This is a genomic window from Klebsiella sp. OBRC7, from assembly GCF_000293135.1.
In the GTDB taxonomy this organism is placed as follows: domain Bacteria; phylum Pseudomonadota; class Gammaproteobacteria; order Enterobacterales; family Enterobacteriaceae; genus Klebsiella; species Klebsiella michiganensis.
Map to the genome: position 1 here is coordinate 125,989 of NZ_ALNJ01000027.1, position 17,014 is coordinate 143,002.

A 17,014-nucleotide genomic window follows, 5' to 3' on the forward strand; every position below is an offset into this window, starting at 1 on the left:
CTGGCTTCATTGACCTGATATTCAACCGCCAGGGTCTACACTAAGTGCATCCCCACTCAGGAACAGGATGTTATGACGTATTCCCTCTCAAAAAAATTCCTCGCCGCCACCTCTGCGCTGCTACTGATCTCCATGAGCGCGGTCCCGGCCAGCGCCGCCGCCGATAATAGCGACGCGGTCTCTCCGCTCAGCGCCGGAAATGGCTTAAGCGAAGCGGCAAAGCAGTATCTCCTGCGCTATCCCTCCCGCAGCGGCGTGGACGGCAAAACCGCCCGCGAAGATACCGCCGCGGTCTTTATTCCGTTTGGCGCCACCCCGGAAGGGGGATGGCCGGTCGTGGTCTGGGCACACGGTACCGTGGGCGTGGCTAATCACTGTGCGCCGTCGTTAAACCCGCGCAGCGATCGCGATAAGCAGTACCTGAACACCTGGCTGTCGCTGGGCTACGCGGTGGTCGCGCCGGATTATGCCGGTCTGGGTTCGTCTGGTCTGCACCACTATCTTAATGCCCGCGGCGAAGCGTGGAGCGTGCTTGATAGCGTTCGCGCCGCCCTGAAACAGTTCCCGCTGAAAAATGAACTCATTCTGGTCGGACAGTCGCAGGGCGCGCACGCCGCGTTCGCCAGCGCCGGATATCAACCCCACTACGCGCCGGAGCTGAATGTTCGCGCAACGGTGCTGACCGGGACGCCGTATTTTGAGAAGGGGACCACCGCAGCCGACATTCTTCCGCCGGCAGGCGGCAAAGCGCCGAGCGGCGGCGACCCGAAAATACCCTATATTTTCTATATTTACCTCTCGGCTGCCGATAGCAACCCGCAGCTTAATCCGGCTGATTATTTCCAGGATAAAGCGCTGCCGCTGCTGAAAGAGGCGAACAATTTATGCATTACGCCGCTCAACGATGAAGTGATGAAGGCCGGTCTGAATGCGGCTAACGCCCTGAAGCCGGGGGTGGATTCGCTGTTAAACGCCAGCGTGGGCGCCATGCTCTACCCGACGCTGAAAATCGCTCACCCGGTGTTTATCGGTATTGGCAGCGCGGATATTAATGTGCCGACGGCGATGCAAAAACGCTTTGCGGACGCGGTGAAAAGCGCGGGAACCCGTGCGGACGTGCATATTTATGAGGGGCTGGATCATAGCGGTACGGTTAACCCGTCTTTACGCGACTCGGTGCCGTTTTTGATTAAGACGCTCAACGATAAGCGGTAGCGGCGAAGGGATGATGAGCCGCCCTGAGCAAGGGGGCGGTTCAGCACAGGTATGGCGTTGATTACCAGTATTTGGGGAGCAGATAGCCATACATAACGACGGCGACAACAATCATCAGCGTAATAATCGCCCAGTCGGCTTTTAGTGATTTTACCGCGTTCATAATTTCCTCTTTTTTCAATGAATCACCGGGTAACGTTACCGCCGTCGCGCCTGCATGTAGGTGATGGAGATCACATAAAAAATATTTGTCATACAAATAAAGCGTGTCGATTTTTAAATATTGTTAGCAATATTTTGTCCGCTCATTCGTCTACCTCAGCACAGGCTAATATTCACGAGCATTATGAGGAAAACAGAAGATGAGAGATTTCGATATGCACGGTCAGCACCACCATCAGCGCTTTGGCCGTCACAGAATGGCAAAACCGCTTATTATCGGCGTGGCGCTAATCGCCATTCTTGGGCTGCTGGTAATGTCGCTGTGGAATGCGCTGCTGCCGGCAATTCTTGGCGTGAAGAGCATCGGTTTCTGGCAGGCGTTAGGGATTCTGGCGCTGTCGCGGATCCTGTTCGGCGGCCTCGGTTTTCGGCCGGGCATGTTTGGCATGGGGCACGCCCGGCGTCGGATGCACGAACGCTGGATGAACATGAGCCCCGAGCAGCGCGAGGAGTTTGCTCAGCGCTTCGGCCGCCGCGGGCATCACGGCCCCTGCGGCTGGCGCGACCGCCGCGGCGAGCATGGGCCGCAGCAAGAGAGTCCGGCTAAAAACGCGGATCCCGAGTGAACACAATGAAAAACGGCATCGTGGCGGAGTCACGGCTTGTTTCCGCCCTCAACGCCTGCCGTTCGCGGCTGAAGGCTTTTATCCGCGGACGGACCCCGCTGCGCGATGAGGCGGACGATATCCTGCAGGAAGTGACGTATCAGCTCATTCGCGTCGAGCAACCGGTGGAGAATATCGCCGCCTGGTTGTTCCGGGCGGCGCGTAACGAGATGACCGACAGGGCAAGAAAAAAGCGCGAGCTGCCGCTGGCGGGCGGCTTCAGCGAGGAGGAAGAGGGCGATTTTCCCGAGGATGAGCTGGCCGAAACGCTGTTTGGCGTTGCGCAAACGCCGGAGGATGAGTATCTGAAAGCGCTGCTCTGGGAGGAGTTAAGTCAGGCGCTCTCGGAGCTACCGCCTGCCCAGCGTGAAGCCTTTGAGAAAACCGAACTGCATGGCTACAGCTACCGGGAGCTGGCAGAGGAGTCCGGCGTCAGCGAACAGGCGCTGCTCTCACGTAAGCATAAAGCGGTACTCTACCTTCGCACCCGCCTGCGCGCGCTGTACGATGAACTGCTGGCCGGTTAGGCGTATTCCGGCTCCTTTCACAGGACGCCGGATGATGATGGCTTATAGTCCCAGGCCGTAAGGAACACGCTAATCGCGCATTCGGCGAGAGGCTCAAGCGTTTCTGCCGCCAGCGCATTTTGCGCAATTAAGGCTCCCGGCAGCGGATAGCCCATAATCGCGCCGAGAAACGCCGTCGCCTGGAGCTACGGGTCGCTGAGGGTCAGCAGACCTTCGTCTTGTTTCTGCGCCAGGATATCGCTCAGCGCCTGCAATACGCGGCCTGAGGGGCGCTGTTCGAGCGTGATGTAAAGCTCGGGCTTTTGCACCAGCACCTGGATCAGCAGGCGCTGAAAGTGAATATTCTCCGGCGCATAAAAGTGTTGTTGCACCACTTTCGCAAACGCAAGGTCAGCAGCGTCCCGGTGAGCATACCGCCGATCACCGCGGCGCCAATCTCACGCTGGCTGGAAGCGCCGGCGCCGGTAGAGAGTACCTTCTTTGTTAATCATCAGATTCACTCCGCTAGTTTATTTACTTTACAGCAAAGTAAATAAACTGTTTAAACAAGCGTTCATCTGTACAAAGAGTAACGGGGAAAGCGAGGGGGGATGAGCAGGAAACGACTGCTCAGGATTTAAAACATGCCGTTGCCGCTGGCGGTTTTTTGCGGAACGTTCTGGGTCACGTCCCAGTGTTCAACGATTTTATGCTGCTCGTCGACGCGGAAGATATCGATAATTGCCCGCGTCACGCCCGGCTCGCGACCGGTGACCTCAACGTGCAGGATCACATGATCGCCATCGACAAACGCCTGCTTAATGTCGCTGTGCGAGTCGGGATATTTGTTCTTCAGGAAGGCGATAAATTGCTCAAAGCCTGCAACGCCGTCTTTCGCCATCGGGTTATGCTGTACGTAGCGGTCTCCCAGATAGGGTCTGGCGGCGGCAAAGTCTTTGTCATTTAACGCTTTATTATAAAAATCAATCACATTCTTTTTATTCAGCTGTTCATTTTCACTGTTGCCCGCAAAAACGGCGGGCGTCAGAGCGCAGAATAAGGCAAAGGCGACGATCGTTTTTTTCAACATACATCCTCCGGTGGGGTTGATACCAGGCGCCTGGCCTGTCAGGTGAGTGCATCAGCTTCCCCAGCGGCTTTTCAGGTAGTTAACGGCCTGCTGGGTTTGCGGCTGATTGAGGTAATTCTCTCTGAATAAAATCGTGCCCTGAATTTGCGGCATGGATTCATTCAGATCAAGCTGCTTTTTCAGCTCCGGCACGCCGCCGCTAATCATCCAGTCAGGTTCGTTTTTCGATGGCTCGCCAACTTTGTACAGCGCCACGCCGATATAGAGGCGGGTATGGGTGGGTTTCACCACGTCAGCCCACCACTTTGCCAGCACATCGTAGCGGGCCGCGTCGCGGGCGAAAGGCCAGTAAATCTGCGGCGCGATGTAGTCCAGCCATCCCTGCTGGACCCAGAGGCGGGTATCCGCATACGACTCATCGTAGGCCGCTGCGCCGCGGGTATCTGAACCCGCCGGATCGTGGGAGCGGTTGCGCCAGACGCCTGCCGGACTGACGCCAAATTCAACATCGGGATTCAGCTGCTTGATGGTGCGGGAAACCTGCTCAATCAGCAGCTGCGTGTTGTGCCGCCGCCAGTCCGCTTTCGCGGCAAAGCCCTGGCCGTACTGCTGGAACGTCCGGTTGTCGTTAAGGGCCGATCCCGGTGATTCGGTGTAGAAGTAATCGTCGAACTGGACGCCGTCAACCGGGTAATGTTCCACAACCTCGGCCACGATGCTGGTGATCCAGTCGCGCACTTCCGGGATGCCCGGATCGAGCACGAAGCGATCGCCGGAGGTGCGAATCCACTCAGGGTGCAGGACGTATACGCTGGCGGGAACCTGCGACAGCGTGCTGTTCAGTTCGGTGACGGTTTTCGGACGCGTATTAACCGAGACGCGATAGGGGTTAAACCAGGCATGAACGCGCATGCCGCGCTTATGGGCTTCATCCAGCATCAACTTGAGTGGATCGTAGCCCGGATCCTCACCGATTTTGCCGGTCAGCATATCGGACCACGGCAGAATCTTCGATGGCCAGAGCGCGGTGCCATCCGGTTTCACCTGGAAGAAGACGGTGTTAATGCCGAGGCTTTTTAAATTATCCAGCTTGGCAACCAGCGCCTGCTGCTGCAGGGCGATGCGCCGTTCGGCGCTAATGCCGCCGTTGACGGATTCCAGCGGCGGCCAGTCGAGGCGCGACACTGTCGTCAGCCAGACGCCGCGCACCGGCTCCTGGCTTTTGGGTAACGTCGGCTGGCGGGCCGCGGGCGGCATGGGCGTGACAAGAGAAACGGGCGGTTTGCTACCGCAGTGGGCCAACAGCAGCGCGGTAGCTATAGCTACCGCGGATATTTTCACCTTGTTCAGAATAAACTTACGAGAGCGGATCGTCATCATATTTGCCAGCTTTTCTGGTCATCGCACAAAAGAGTCATTTTCGTATTATTCGGCTTTAAGTCAATCATTCGGCTTTAAGTCAATCATTTAGCTACAGATGCGGCGGCATAAGCACGCAAACCTCAGACGAAGAAAACGTCTCCTTCGCCGCGCAATGGTTTGCCATGATATATCATTGATATGCATTAAAACTTGATCGGTTCAGGGCGAGTATAAACAGGATTTATTAAAATTTGGCCAAACAATTGACCTTTGGCCTTTTCCGGCGAGTCAAACTGGATTAGCACAATGAACTATTCATCATCACGCCATCGTCTGTGGATACTCCTATTTCTGATTGCGCTACTGAGCCTGGGCACCGGGCTTTGCTACTGGCAAATGCAACAAAAGGTGGATCAAGATATCCATTCGCGCCTGCAGCAGGCGATAGCCAGCCTCGATGTGACCGTCTCCCATGCGGAGCAGGCAGCCGATCTGGCTGAGCCTTTTTATGGTAAAAGCTGTAGCGAGAATGTCCTGACGGAGCTGCGCACGCTGGTGGCCACCATTCCCGATGTGCGCACGGTGAATTTAGGTAAGGATAACGAAATATACTGCACCTCGGTTTTTGGCGGGCGTAAATTTCAGTTCGATCGCCGCCAGTATACGCATGGCGCTCTGCGCCTGCTGAGCGGCAGCGAAATCACGCCGTTTCATCCCTTGATGGTTTACAGCGAACAGGATGAGCGGGGAAATACGATTCTGGTTGGCGTTGACGGCTATTATTTATACAACATTCTGACCGTTCTTGATGGCGATGCGCATCTCTATCTTCAGGTTGGCGATCGTATAATGACCCGCAAAGGGGAAGTGACGGCGACGCCGCATATCAAGGTTCCCGTGCGCCTGGCCTCTGAGCTGTTTACTTATTCGGTTATTGCCGACCGCGGCTACGCCTCTGGCGTCGGTGCGTTTATCCGCTATGAGCAACACAAGCTTGTCGCCATTATTCTGGCCTCCTTGCTGCTCACCTTTTTATTCAGAAACTACCTTCGCTACCGTAATACGATTGAGTATCAGCTCAGAAAGGCTATCGAACTGAAGCAGCTCAAGCCCTATATTCAGCCGATTATCAACAATGACAGCGGAGCGGTTATCGGCGGTGAGGTGCTGGTGCGCTGGGAACATCCGAAGCAGGGATTTATTGCGCCGGATAAATTTATTTCCGTGGCAGAGCAGACCGGCTTGATTAAAGACGTGACGGCGATTTGCTTTGCCGAGGTGATCCGCCAGCTTCGGCGCCATCAATCCGTTATCCCTGGAGGGCTGTTTATTTGCTTTAACACCAGTTCGGTAAACTTTCAGGACGACGAAATAGTGACCCTGTGCCTGACGTTTATCCAGCAGATGAAAGAGGCGCAAGTCCGCCTTGTTCTGGAGATAACCGAGCGGGAGTCGATCGAAAATACCCGGCAAACATCAGCGGTGACGGACAAACTCAGGCGTATCGGCGTCCAGTTTTCGCTGGATGATTTTGGTACCGGCTACGCGAACTACAGCTACATCCAGCAATTTAATCCTGAGATTATCAAAATCGATAAGGTCTTTACCCTCAACATTGTGACCAACACGGCTTCCGCGCTGGTGGTGAAGAATATGGTTAATCTGGCCAGGAAGTTTCATTGCCAGATTATTGCTGAGGGCATCGAGGATAAGGAGCAGCTCACGATGCTCAAAAATATGGGGATTACCCTCTATCAGGGCTATTACTTTTCTAAACCGGTGCCGGTCAATGCGTTTATCCAGATGCTTCCTCGCTCGTTTAGCGAGTCAGGAAGGCGCTAAAGGTGACGCTCTTGCCCACGCAAAACACAGGAAATTAAAAGGTGATCGACTCGGCAAAACCGAGTAATAATGACCCGCTGAAGCTGAAAATTTGACATTATTGAGAAACAACTCAACAACATGGAGGTTGTCTTGTTTGAATCTCATCTCAATATTTTTATCCGCGCGGTTTTCGTTGAAAATATGGCGCTCAATTTTTTCCTCGGTATGTGTACTTTTCTCGCAATCTCCAAAAAAATCGATGTCGCATTTCGCCTCGGGGTAACCGTGACGGCGCTGCTGGCCATTGCGACGCCGATTAACAACCTGATTTACCATTACCTGCTGAAAGAGAACGCCCTGATCGAAGGGGTTGACCTGAGCTTCCTCGATTTCATCACGTTTATCGGCGTTCTTGCGGCGCTGGTGCAGATCCTCGAAATGGTGATCGACAAATATTTCCACGCGTTAAACCATGCTCTGGGGCCGTTCCTGCCGCTGTTAACTATCCACTGCGCCATTTTCGGCGCGACGATTTTTATGGTACAGCGTGAATACAGCTTCCTTGAATCACTGACTTATGGCACCGGATGCGGTATTGGCTGGGCGCTGGCGATTGTGGCGCTGGCTGGCATTCGTGAAAAGCTGAAATATGCCAATATGCCGAAAGGCTTACGCGGTTTAGGCAGCGTATTTATTACCGCCGGCTTAATGTCGCTGGGGTTTATGTCGTTCGCCGGCATCTCGCTGTAGGCTGCGCTGAACGTCGGGGGAGATATTCTGCCGTCCAGACCCTGGGGTTGTACGGCAGAAGGCGCGAAATTATTGCCTCAGCGTTTACTACGGGTAGTTAAACGCATCCGGATGGTTCTCCAGGCTGCCGCTCAGGGCGGCAAAGAGCACCGTCTTGCCATCGATAGAGCGCTCATCGCTAACATTCAGCCAGGTCAGTGTCTCCTGGGCGGTTTTTTCGTCAACGGCGGAATAAAGCCCGGACATCTGTCCGGATTTTTCCGACCACAGCACGGCGAAGCGCTCCGCTGCGCAGTCGTGGGGCTTGCAGACGCTGAGTACCTGATAGACCTCGGCGCCAAGCTTCACCGTCCGGGCAGGCGAGCCCGTGCCGCCGGACTTTATCCAGGCGGGCAGGTTATGCCCTTTAACCATCTGGCTAAAGGCTGCCGGTTCCTTTTTGGCCAGACCGTCCAGCGTCATATCGGTTTGCGCCATGGCGTGGGTGGATGCAGCCAGAAAAGCGATAGCGGTTAAGTGTTTAAGCATAAAATTGCTCCTGCGAACTCTCTGATTCCGTTTGATTACCGGTGATAATGGCTCTGATTAGCTGTTTTTGGTCTGAACCCAAAAAGCGTGGATAAGGCCTGGAATATAGCCGAGGATCGTTAAAATAATATTGAGGATAAACGCCCAACCAAACCCTTTACCCAGCAGTACGCCAAGCGGGGGTAGAATAATCGTCAACACAATTCGCCAAAAACCCATAATATCTCCCTGTTAAGAGAGTTAGCTCATAATTATTTTAGCGGTTGCGCCTGTTTTTGCAAATTTTAACTTTTTGAATAATAAGACTGCTAATATTATCCGCGCCTCGATACTACATATTTAATAAATAGAAAAGCCCCAATTCACCTTTCTGACATATATAAGATTATTCCAGGGTGATGCTTGCGTCAGCAACGCTGACAAAGCAAGAGTGTTCCATCGTAAACGCATTTAAACGTAAATAAGGAATGCAGGTAACGAGGCGGGAAGTGCGCTACACTGGCGGGGAGATTTATCCCATCATGAAATGGCGGCGGCATGGACAACATTATCCTTTATAAAGTTATCGTCATCCTGACCATTGTCGGGTGGGGCTGGAGCATGCTTAGAAGGAAGCAGAAAAAGCAGGTCCTGGAACCCGCTATTGCGCAGGCGAATGCCAGGGAGCGTTATCAGTGGCGTTATTTCAGGTGGGGCTGGAGAGTTTTGCAAATCGTCTGCGGTTTTTATTTGCTGATTACCCTCATCCAGTTTCTTCTCTGCGGCTAGCGTTCGCCGCTGCGGCGAGCTGGAACAGCGCGCGACAGCGGCGAGCGCTTCTTTTATGCGACGCCGGTACCGCCGTCTGAGCACCAGACCTGACCGAAAGCGTACGAGCAGGCATCTGAGGCGAGGAGAACGTAAAGGGGCGCAATCTCGACCGGCTGTCCCGGTCTCCCGAGCGGCGTATCCTCACCAAACTGCTGAACTTTCTCTTGCGGCTGGCCGCCGCTTGACTGCAGCGGAGTCCAGTACGGGCCGGGCGCCACGGCGTTAACGCGGATACCGCGCGGACCAAGCTGCTTAGCCAGCGATTTGGTAAACGCCACGTTGCAGGCTTTGGTCTGGGCATAATCCAGCAGGATCTCACTGGGTTTAAACGCCTGCACGGAAGAGGTGTTAATGATCGCCGCCCCCTGAGAGAGATGCCGAAGCGCGGCTTTGGTTATCCAGAAGGGCGCATAAACGTTGGTTTTAAACGTGGCGTCAAACGCGGCGGTCGTTAACGCCTCAATGGATTCACAATACTGCTGCCTGCCGGCGTTGTTAACCAGAATATCCAGCCCGCCCAGCTCAGCGACCGCCTTTTCAACCAGGGTATCGCAAAATGATTCAATCCGAATATCGCCGGGAATGGCGACGGCTTTTCTTCCCTCGGCCTGGATCAGCGCGATAACGGCAGCCGCGTCGGACTCCTCCTCCGGCAGGTAGCCAATGGCGACATCCGCGCCTTCCCGCGCGTAGGCAATCGCGACAGCCCGACCAATCCCTGAATCACCGCCGGTAATCAGCGCTTTTTTCCCCGCCAGCTTTCCGGAACCGGTATAGCTGGTCTCACCGTGATCGGGAAGGGGCTTCATTTCGGATGCCAGCCCCGGGGGCTGCTGCGGCTGCTCGACAAACGGCGGAAGTGGATAGTGTAGCGTTGGGTTATTTCCTGTTGTCATACCGGCCTCCTTAATAAATGAAATTTAAGATTAGTCAATGACTGCGTTTGGGCGATAAAAAAAGCGTAAACCAGGAATAATTAACATCGTAAAACCAGGAATTTTTTACCTGGCTTTTAAGTCAGCATGTAATACCAGAACAGCGCAATTTCATCTTTTTCCGGTAACGCGCTGTAGAGATAACGATCGTATCCGCCCAGGGTAAAGCCATAATTTCGGTAGAAAAGGCAGGCGGGAACGTTGACGTTCTGGGTTTCCAGTTTTAATCCCGCCGCGCTCATGCTCCGTGCCCATATATGAGCTGCCGCCATAAGCTTGTTGGCCGCGCCCGTTCTGCGCTGTGAGCACTCGACGGCGATATAATCCACGGAAATAAATTTGTTCCAGAGCAAGGAAGCGGTGATAAATCCGGCCACTTGCCCCGCGTCGGTCTCCGCGATTAAAAATATAGCATCCGGATTAATGCAGTGGTTTTCCAGCGTCTGGATGTCCAGTTCATAGGTTTTATTATAAGCGCTGGGAAGTGTTTCAATTTTCAGATTATTATTGACAAAGGGGCCGGTGGCAATCTGGCTGACGGTGAAGGAAAAATCACAATATTCCAGACGAGTCAGGTCGGAATTTAGTCCTTTACGAATCTGCATAGCATTCCTTGTTTTTTAAGCGATTTATTAATCATAGACAACGTCTTTAAAAATAACAGCCTCGCCATCAACAGCGCACGCGTTTAAACCTGGTCTAATCTTATATTCATGCCGCATTTTCCACAGGTCATTTGAGGATATTTGATGGAATCCAGAGTATTTAAAAAACATTGGGGGGCGGAGTTCATTGCCGCGGACACGGTCCGCTTTCGCGTCTGGGCCGAAGGTCAAAAAACGATGACGCTGAGCCTGACGGGCAGGGATATTCCGATGGACACCGCGGGAGAGGGCTGGTTCCAGATTGACGTCCCCGGCGTAAAGCATGGTGATGAATATATGCTCCGTTTAGCCGACGGCACGCGCATTCCGGACCCGGCGTCGCGCGCGCAACGCGATGATGTTAACGGCCCCTCGGTGGTCATCGACCCCAGGCGTTTTCAGCCGGTTAACGCTGGCTGGAAAGGACGTCCGTGGGAAGAAACCGTGATATATGAACTTCATCCGGGCACCTTTACGCCGGATGGCACCTTTCTGGCCGCCATCGAAAAGCTGCCTTATCTGGCGGAGCTGGGGATCACCCAGATAGAGGTCATGCCCGTAGCCCAGTTTGGCGGTTCTCGCGGCTGGGGTTACGACGGCGTATTACTCTATGCGCCGCACGCAGCGTATGGCGCACCGGAGGATTTTCACGCCTTTATTGATGCCGCCCACGGGTTAGGGCTATCGGTGGTTCTCGATATCGTGCTGAACCATTTTGGCCCGGAAGGCAACTATCTCTCTCTGCTGTCGCCGGGCTTTTTTCATCAGGACCGGATGACCCCGTGGGGTAACGCTATCGCCTATGAAACCGAGGCCGTGCGGCAATATATTACCGAGGCGCCGCTGTTCTGGCTGACCGAATACCAGCTCGATGGGCTGCGCTTTGATGCTATCGATCAGATTGAAGATCGCTCCGCCAGGCACGTACTGATAGAAATAGCCGAACATATCCGCGCCGCTATTCCCGACCGCCATATCCACCTCACCACTGAAGATAGCCGGAACGTGATTTTCCTCCATCCGCGCGATGAGAACGGGCAGACGCCGCTCTTTACCGCCGAGTGGAATGATGACTTTCATAACGCCGCCCACGTGTTCGCGACCGGCGAAACGCACGCCTATTATCAGGATTTTGCGCATCAGCCGGCAAAGAATGTCGCAAGGGCGCTGGCCGAAGGGTTTGTCTATCAGGGTGAGCTTTCTGCGCAAACCGGAAAACCACGCGGCGTGGACTGCGCCGCTCAGCCGCCGCAGTTTTTTGTCGACTTTATTCAGAATCACGATCAGACCGGGAACCGTGCGCAGGGGGAGAGGCTGATTTCCCTTGCCGGCGCCGGGAAAACGCGCGTTCTGCTCGCGGTATTGCTTCTGTCGCCCCACATTCCTTTGCTGTTTATGGGCGAAGAGTTTGCGGAGACGAACCCCTTTCTGTTCTTTACCGACTTTCATGGCGACCTCGCGAAGGCGGTGCGGGAAGGGCGGGCTAAAGAGTTTGCCGGGCACGCGGGACACGATGCATCAGTCCCTGACCCGAACGATCCCCGGACCTTTATCCGCTCTAAGCTCGACTGGCAGAAGGCGGCAAGCGAGGAGGGGAAAGCCTGGCTGCGCTTCACGCGCCACCTTATCCAGCTGCGCCATCGCTACATCGTCCCGCTGCTCGCGGCGGGAGGGGCCGCGGAGGGCATGATCCTGCACGCGGCGGCGCAGGCGCTGGCGGTGAGCTGGCAATTCCCCGGCGGCACGCTCTCCGTGGCGCTGAATATCGGCGAGGAGCGGGCCGCGATGCCGGAAATACCGGGCGAGGTCATTTTTAGCTGGCCGGAGCGGCAGGAGGCGTTATCGCCAAACAGTATTGTTGTCCGTTTTGCACATGGAGAAGCCTCATCATGATCCCTTCCGCAACCTATCGTATTCAGTTCCGTAACGGCATGACCTTCGATCGCGCGGCGGCGCTGGCGCCATATCTCAAAGACCTGGGTATCAGCCATCTTTACGCCTCGCCGATTTTTACGGCAACCAGCGGGTCAACCCATGGCTATGATATTACCGATCCTAACGAGATCGATCCCGCCATCGGGGGCCGCGAAGGGTTTGACCGGATGGTGAAGGCGCTGCGAAACGCGCAAATTGGCCTGATTCTGGATATTGTTCCCAACCATATGGCGACCTCGCTGGAGAATCGCTGGTGGCGTGACGTCATCGAGCAGGGCAAAAACAGCGCCTGGGCCCATTATTTCGATATTGACTGGACGCGTCACGTTACGTTGCCGTTTCTGGGGGATTCCTTTGAGGCAGAGCTGGAGAGCGGGGCGCTCGCGCTAAAACGCGATCCGGAAACCGGGAAGCCGGCGTTCGTCTACTATGACCAGGCCTGGCCCCTGAATCCTCAAACCCTGGCGACAGGTGAGCAACTACTAACATCCCCGGATCGCGACGCCATTCTGGCGCTGCACGAGGCGCAAAGCTGGCGGCTTATGTCCTGGCGGGAGGCACCCAGGCAACTCTCCTGGCGGCGCTTTTTTGAAATTACCGGCCTGATTGGCGTCCGGGTTGAAGACCCGGCTGTGTTTGACGACACCCACCGCCTTATTCTTGAACTGGTGCATTCTGGCATCGTCGATGGTCTGCGTATTGACCATATCGATGGCCTTGCCGATCCGCTGGGGTATTTACAGCGCCTGCGCCAGGCAACCGGGCCAGAGTGCTACATTACGGTGGAAAAAATCCTTGCCAAAGGCGAGCAGCTGCCCGCCGACTGGCCCGTCTCCGGCACCACAGGATATGAGTTTATCGCTTCGCTGGCGGAAGTGCTGGTGGATGACAATAACCTCGATCAGCTGCAGCAGGTTCATGATGAAGCGCTCGGCGGAGCGATAGATCGCCATACCGCGTTGCGCGAGGCGAAAGGACTGATGGTAGATCGCAATTTTGAGGGCGAATTTACCACCTTATTGCGGCTGGCCACCGAACTGGCGGAGCGTAATAGCATGGCGGTTGAGAGCGACGCGCTGCGCCATGCTTTGCGTGAACTGCTGCTGGCCTTCCCGGTCTATCGTACCTACGGCACCGCCGAAGGGCTGACCGCAGGCGATATTACGCTGTTAAACCGGGTGGTTGACCAGGTGAACGCCAGGGAAGACAAACCCGATGCCAGGGCGCTTGAGGTCATTATCGCCATCCTGACCGGCAATCTGCACGAAAGTAGCCTCGACACCGCGTCACTCTTCAGAACCCGCTTTCAGCAGCTGACGGGGCCGTTGATGGCTAAATCGGTCGAGGATACGCTGTTCTTTCGCCATAACCTCGACCTGGCATTGAACGAAGTCGGGGCCGATCCTACTCCTCGCGCTTTTTCTCTCTCTCGTTTTCACCAGGAGATGCGCATTCGTCTTGCCCGCCAGCCCGACGCGCTGCTGGGAACGTCGACGCACGATACTAAACGCGGGGAAGATGCGCGCGCCCGGCTTTACACCCTAACGGAAGCCCCGCAGCTGTGGGCGGAAAACCTTGCACGCTGGCGTCAGATGAATCAAACCCAGGTGCGTTTTTTGAACGACGGTACGGCGCCGAACGCGGCGGATACGTGGATGATCTATCAGGCGCTCGCCGGCGTGTGGCCTGCAACGCTGCTGCCCGACGATACCGCAGGGCTGAAAGAACTCGAGACGCGTTTTCTTGCTTTTATGGAAAAAGCGCTGCGCGAGGCCAAGCAAAGAACCGACTGGATCGACAGCAATGAAAGCTATGAAAGCGTTGTGCTGAACTATGCGCAACAGCTGTTCGCTGCGGATAATTCGCTCTTTCTCAACGATTTTCACACCGCCCTGCAGCCTTTTATCCGTGCCGGCCTGGTGAACAGCCTCAGCCAGACGGTCATCAAACTGACCGCGCCCGGCGTACCGGATATTTATCAGGGGAGCGAGGCGCTGAACTTCAGCCTTGTCGATCCGGATAACCGACGTGAACCTGACTTCGCCGTCCTGGCGCATAACCTCGATAGCGAAGGCCCTGAGTTGTTTAATAGCGAAAACGCATGGCGAGACGGGCAGCTGAAGCAGTACGTCACCGCGTCGTTTCTCAGGTTAAGGCAGCGGCATTCCGCGCTCTTCCATTATGGTGACTGGGTACCATTAAAGGTCACCGGTGACAGGGAAGAGAATCTTATCGCCTACGCGCGCATCAACGACGAGGAGGCCCTTATCGTGGTGGTTCCTCGCCTGGCCTTTGACGTCGCGGCGCACGGATTGGCTGATTCACCGGCCAGGCTGTGGAGCAACACTGCGGTAGCCATACCCGAAGATCTGGCTGGACGACGTTATCGCGATGCGTTAACCGGCGAAAACCGTCTTGTCGAAGAGGCGCTCGATCTGGCGTCAGCAACGGGGTGGTTAGTGACGCTTATTAGTGAAAAGAAAAGTGGAGAGGAACAGGGACAATGAAAGAAGCGTTTGGAATAGAGCCCGGTGACGGCCAGCAGCTGGGGGCTAATTTTGACGGAAAGGGCGTGAACTTCGCGCTGTTTTCAGCGCACGCTGAGCGGGTTGAGCTGTGCTTATTCGATCCTTGCGGAAAAACGGAAATAGCCCGGCTTGAACTACCTGAATATACACACGAAATCTGGCACGGCTACGTACCCGGTCTGCAGCCCGGAGCCTTATACGGTTATCGGGTTTATGGGCCGTACGATCCGGAGAACGGCCATCGCTTCAATCCACATAAATTGCTTATCGATCCCTACGCGCGGGAGCTGGAAGGCGATATTGAATGGAACGATGCGCATTTCGGCTACGAGCTGGGCCATGAGGAGAAAGACCTGAGCTTTGATACACGCGATAGCGCGCCCTTTACGCCAAAATGTAAGGTTATCGACCCGGATGCCTTCGACTGGCAGGGGGAAAACCGTCCCAATGTACCCTGGCCGAAGACGGTTATCTACGAAACCCATGTCAAAGGTTTTACCCGGCTTAATCCGGCGCTTCCTCAGGCGCTGCGCGGCACATTTGAGGGGCTTGGGCATCAGGCTTCCGTCGATTATATCAAGAGCCTGGGCATCACTTCCGTTGAGCTGCTTCCCGTACACTGGTTTCCGGACGATCGGCATCTGCTCGACAGAGGGCTAAAAAACTTCTGGGGTTACAATACGCTGGGCTTCTTCGCTCCCGCGTCCCGTTACTACGGACCCGAGGGTATCGCGGGCTTCCGTGACATGGTGCGCGCATTTCATGATGCCGGTATCGAAGTGATCCTTGACGTGGTTTATAACCACACCGCGGAAGGCAATGAGCTGGGACCGACGCTCTCATTTAAAGGCATCGATAATTTTTCCTACTACCGGACGATGCCGGATCGGCATCGCTATTACATAAATGATACCGGGACGGGGAACACGGTGAACACCTCTCATCCCCGGGTGCTGCAGATGGTCATGGATTCGCTACGTTACTGGGCTCAAGCCATGCACGTCGACGGCTTTCGTTTTGATTTGGGGACCATTCTCGGGCGCGAACCCGAAGGGTTCGATCCGCGAGGCGGGTTTTTCGATGCGATAACTCAGGATCCGGTTTTATCGAAGCTTAAACTGATTGGTGAGCCCTGGGATATTGGTCCTGGGGGTTATCAGGTCGGCGGTTTTCCGCCTGGCTGGGGCGAGTGGAACGATAAATATCGTGATACGGTGCGGGAATACTGGAAGGGGGATAATGTTTCCAACGACTTTGCCGCCCGTTTACTGGGCTCCGGCGATCTGTACGATTTACGCGGCCGTCGTCCGTGGTCCAGCGTCAATTTTATTACCGCCCATGACGGCTTCACGTTGAACGATCTGGTTTCGTATAACGAGAAGCATAATGAAGCCAACGGTGAGGACAATAACGACGGGCATAATGACAACCGATCCTGCAATTATGGCGAAGAAGGCCCGACGGAAAACCAGGATATCGTCGCCGTCCGCGAACGCCAGAAGCGGAATTTCCTGACCACGTTATTGTTCTCCCACGGTACGCCGATGCTGCTGGCCGGCGATGAGTTTGGCCGTTCTCAGCAGGGCAATAATAACGGCTACTGCCAGGACAGTGAGATTTCATGGATCAACTGGGAAGCACTGTCCGAGCAGGACCATGCATTGTGCCATTTCACCCAGCGTCTGATAGCACTGCGTGCGGAGCAACCGCTTTTACGCCGTGAAAGCTGGCGTGACGGGCTCGAGATACGCTGGTTTAACGCCGGCGGCGGTCTGCAGCAATCTGAACAATGGGATGAAGGTTCGACGTTAGGTCTCGCCATCAGCCGACCCGATCTTGAACAGGAGGAGGGCATCTGGCATGACGTGCTGATGCTGTTCAATCCCTTTGAGGGCGATGTTCCGTTCCAGATCCCGCAGTTTGGCGAAGGCGGCTGGGTTCTTGAGCTGTCGACCGCTGAAGAAAAAACGGACGGCGTCATCATTACCGAGACGATTGATTTTATTCTGGCCGGGCGCAGCATTGCGCTATTCAGACGGCCTTAGGGTCCAGATAAACCC

The 17,014-nt window shown here is 55.1% G+C and carries 16 protein-coding genes and 1 pseudogene; 9 read left to right on the forward strand and 8 right to left on the reverse strand.

Annotated features, from left to right (window positions below):
- Positions 1-72 precede the first annotated feature (72 nt).
- On the forward strand, positions 73-1,215 hold the full coding sequence (locus tag HMPREF1144_RS06560; RefSeq protein WP_009652202.1) for an alpha/beta hydrolase: 1,143 nt from the start codon (positions 73-75) through the stop codon (positions 1,213-1,215).
- Positions 1,216-1,276: 61 nt separating this feature from the next.
- Here HMPREF1144_RS06560 and ykgR read toward each other — a convergent pair whose 3' ends face one another.
- Complete coding sequence (ykgR, locus tag HMPREF1144_RS33900) at positions 1,277-1,378, reverse strand: small membrane protein YkgR (RefSeq protein WP_004850841.1); 102 nt, start codon at positions 1,376-1,378, stop codon at positions 1,277-1,279.
- A 199-nt stretch (positions 1,379-1,577) separates the two neighbouring features.
- Between ykgR and HMPREF1144_RS06565 the strand changes: the two genes are divergently transcribed.
- Both HMPREF1144_RS06565 and HMPREF1144_RS06570 read left to right on the forward strand, forming a co-directional pair.
- On the forward strand, positions 1,578-2,003 hold the full coding sequence (locus tag HMPREF1144_RS06565; protein WP_004850843.1) for a hypothetical protein: 426 nt from the start codon (positions 1,578-1,580) through the stop codon (positions 2,001-2,003).
- Positions 2,004-2,008: 5 nt separating this feature from the next.
- Positions 2,009-2,569 carry an RNA polymerase sigma factor gene (locus HMPREF1144_RS06570; protein ID WP_042927145.1) on the forward strand — a complete coding sequence of 187 codons (561 nt, stop codon included), beginning with the start codon at positions 2,009-2,011 and terminating at the stop codon, positions 2,567-2,569.
- Positions 2,570-2,586: 17 nt separating this feature from the next.
- On the opposite strand, the pseudogene HMPREF1144_RS33905 reads toward HMPREF1144_RS06570, so the two are convergent.
- From HMPREF1144_RS33905 to HMPREF1144_RS06585, 3 genes and pseudogenes are all read right to left on the reverse strand, one after another.
- A pseudogene (locus tag HMPREF1144_RS33905) lies at positions 2,587-2,952 on the reverse strand (TetR/AcrR family transcriptional regulator C-terminal domain-containing protein); the annotation flags it as partial.
- A gap of 233 nt (positions 2,953-3,185) precedes the next feature.
- Positions 3,186-3,638: a nuclear transport factor 2 family protein gene (locus tag HMPREF1144_RS06580; RefSeq protein ID WP_009652206.1), complete on the reverse strand. Its 453-nt coding sequence runs from the start codon at positions 3,636-3,638 to the stop codon at positions 3,186-3,188.
- Positions 3,639-3,689: 51 nt separating this feature from the next.
- A complete protein-coding gene (locus HMPREF1144_RS06585) occupies positions 3,690-5,018 on the reverse strand; it encodes a glycoside hydrolase family 10 protein (protein WP_042927147.1) in 1,329 nt (442 codons plus the stop codon).
- 288 nt (positions 5,019-5,306) lie between these two features.
- Between HMPREF1144_RS06585 and HMPREF1144_RS06590 the strand changes: the two genes are divergently transcribed.
- The gene (locus HMPREF1144_RS06590; RefSeq protein WP_009652273.1) at positions 5,307-6,842 is read left to right on the forward strand and encodes a cyclic diguanylate phosphodiesterase; all 1,536 of its coding nucleotides are present in this window, start codon (positions 5,307-5,309) and stop codon (positions 6,840-6,842) included.
- Between the two features lie 120 nt (positions 6,843-6,962).
- Entirely contained in the window at positions 6,963-7,574 is a 612-nt protein-coding gene (gene nqrE / locus HMPREF1144_RS06595; protein ID WP_009652200.1) for an NADH:ubiquinone reductase (Na(+)-transporting) subunit E, read from the forward strand.
- Positions 7,575-7,661: 87 nt separating this feature from the next.
- On the opposite strand, the gene ivy is transcribed toward nqrE, so the two are convergent.
- Together ivy and HMPREF1144_RS31090 are read right to left on the reverse strand one after the other, a co-directional pair.
- Positions 7,662-8,102, reverse strand: coding sequence for an Ivy family C-type lysozyme inhibitor (gene ivy, locus HMPREF1144_RS06600; RefSeq protein WP_004850858.1), 441 nt, complete (start codon positions 8,100-8,102; stop codon positions 7,662-7,664).
- 57 nt (positions 8,103-8,159) lie between these two features.
- Positions 8,160-8,321, reverse strand: a complete 162-nt coding sequence (locus tag HMPREF1144_RS31090; protein ID WP_004102047.1) for a YqaE/Pmp3 family membrane protein — start codon at positions 8,319-8,321, stop codon at positions 8,160-8,162.
- A 318-nt stretch (positions 8,322-8,639) separates the two neighbouring features.
- On the opposite strand from HMPREF1144_RS31090, the gene HMPREF1144_RS06610 reads away from it, so the two are divergent.
- Positions 8,640-8,870 carry a hypothetical protein gene (locus HMPREF1144_RS06610; protein ID WP_004850864.1) on the forward strand — a complete coding sequence of 77 codons (231 nt, stop codon included), beginning with the start codon at positions 8,640-8,642 and terminating at the stop codon, positions 8,868-8,870.
- A 53-nt stretch (positions 8,871-8,923) separates the two neighbouring features.
- On the opposite strand, the gene HMPREF1144_RS06615 is transcribed toward HMPREF1144_RS06610, so the two are convergent.
- Positions 8,924-9,808, reverse strand: coding sequence for an SDR family oxidoreductase (locus tag HMPREF1144_RS06615; protein WP_009652281.1), 885 nt, complete (start codon positions 9,806-9,808; stop codon positions 8,924-8,926).
- A gap of 116 nt (positions 9,809-9,924) precedes the next feature.
- The gene (locus HMPREF1144_RS06620; protein WP_004850868.1) at positions 9,925-10,452 is read right to left on the reverse strand and encodes a GNAT family N-acetyltransferase; all 528 of its coding nucleotides are present in this window, start codon (positions 10,450-10,452) and stop codon (positions 9,925-9,927) included.
- A gap of 144 nt (positions 10,453-10,596) precedes the next feature.
- Between HMPREF1144_RS06620 and treZ the strand changes: the two genes are divergently transcribed.
- From treZ to glgX, 3 genes are read left to right on the forward strand one after another with little or no spacing between them, the layout of a single operon-like run.
- Complete coding sequence (treZ, locus tag HMPREF1144_RS06625) at positions 10,597-12,384, forward strand: malto-oligosyltrehalose trehalohydrolase (RefSeq protein ID WP_009652252.1); 1,788 nt, start codon at positions 10,597-10,599, stop codon at positions 12,382-12,384.
- On the forward strand, positions 12,381-14,933 hold the full coding sequence (gene treY / locus HMPREF1144_RS06630; RefSeq protein WP_009652167.1) for a malto-oligosyltrehalose synthase: 2,553 nt from the start codon (positions 12,381-12,383) through the stop codon (positions 14,931-14,933). The genes treZ and treY overlap by 4 nt, the downstream gene beginning before the upstream one ends.
- Entirely contained in the window at positions 14,930-16,999 is a 2,070-nt protein-coding gene (gene glgX, locus HMPREF1144_RS06635; protein ID WP_009652247.1) for a glycogen debranching protein GlgX, read from the forward strand. The genes treY and glgX overlap by 4 nt, the downstream gene beginning before the upstream one ends.
- Positions 17,000-17,014: the final 15 nt, after the last annotated feature.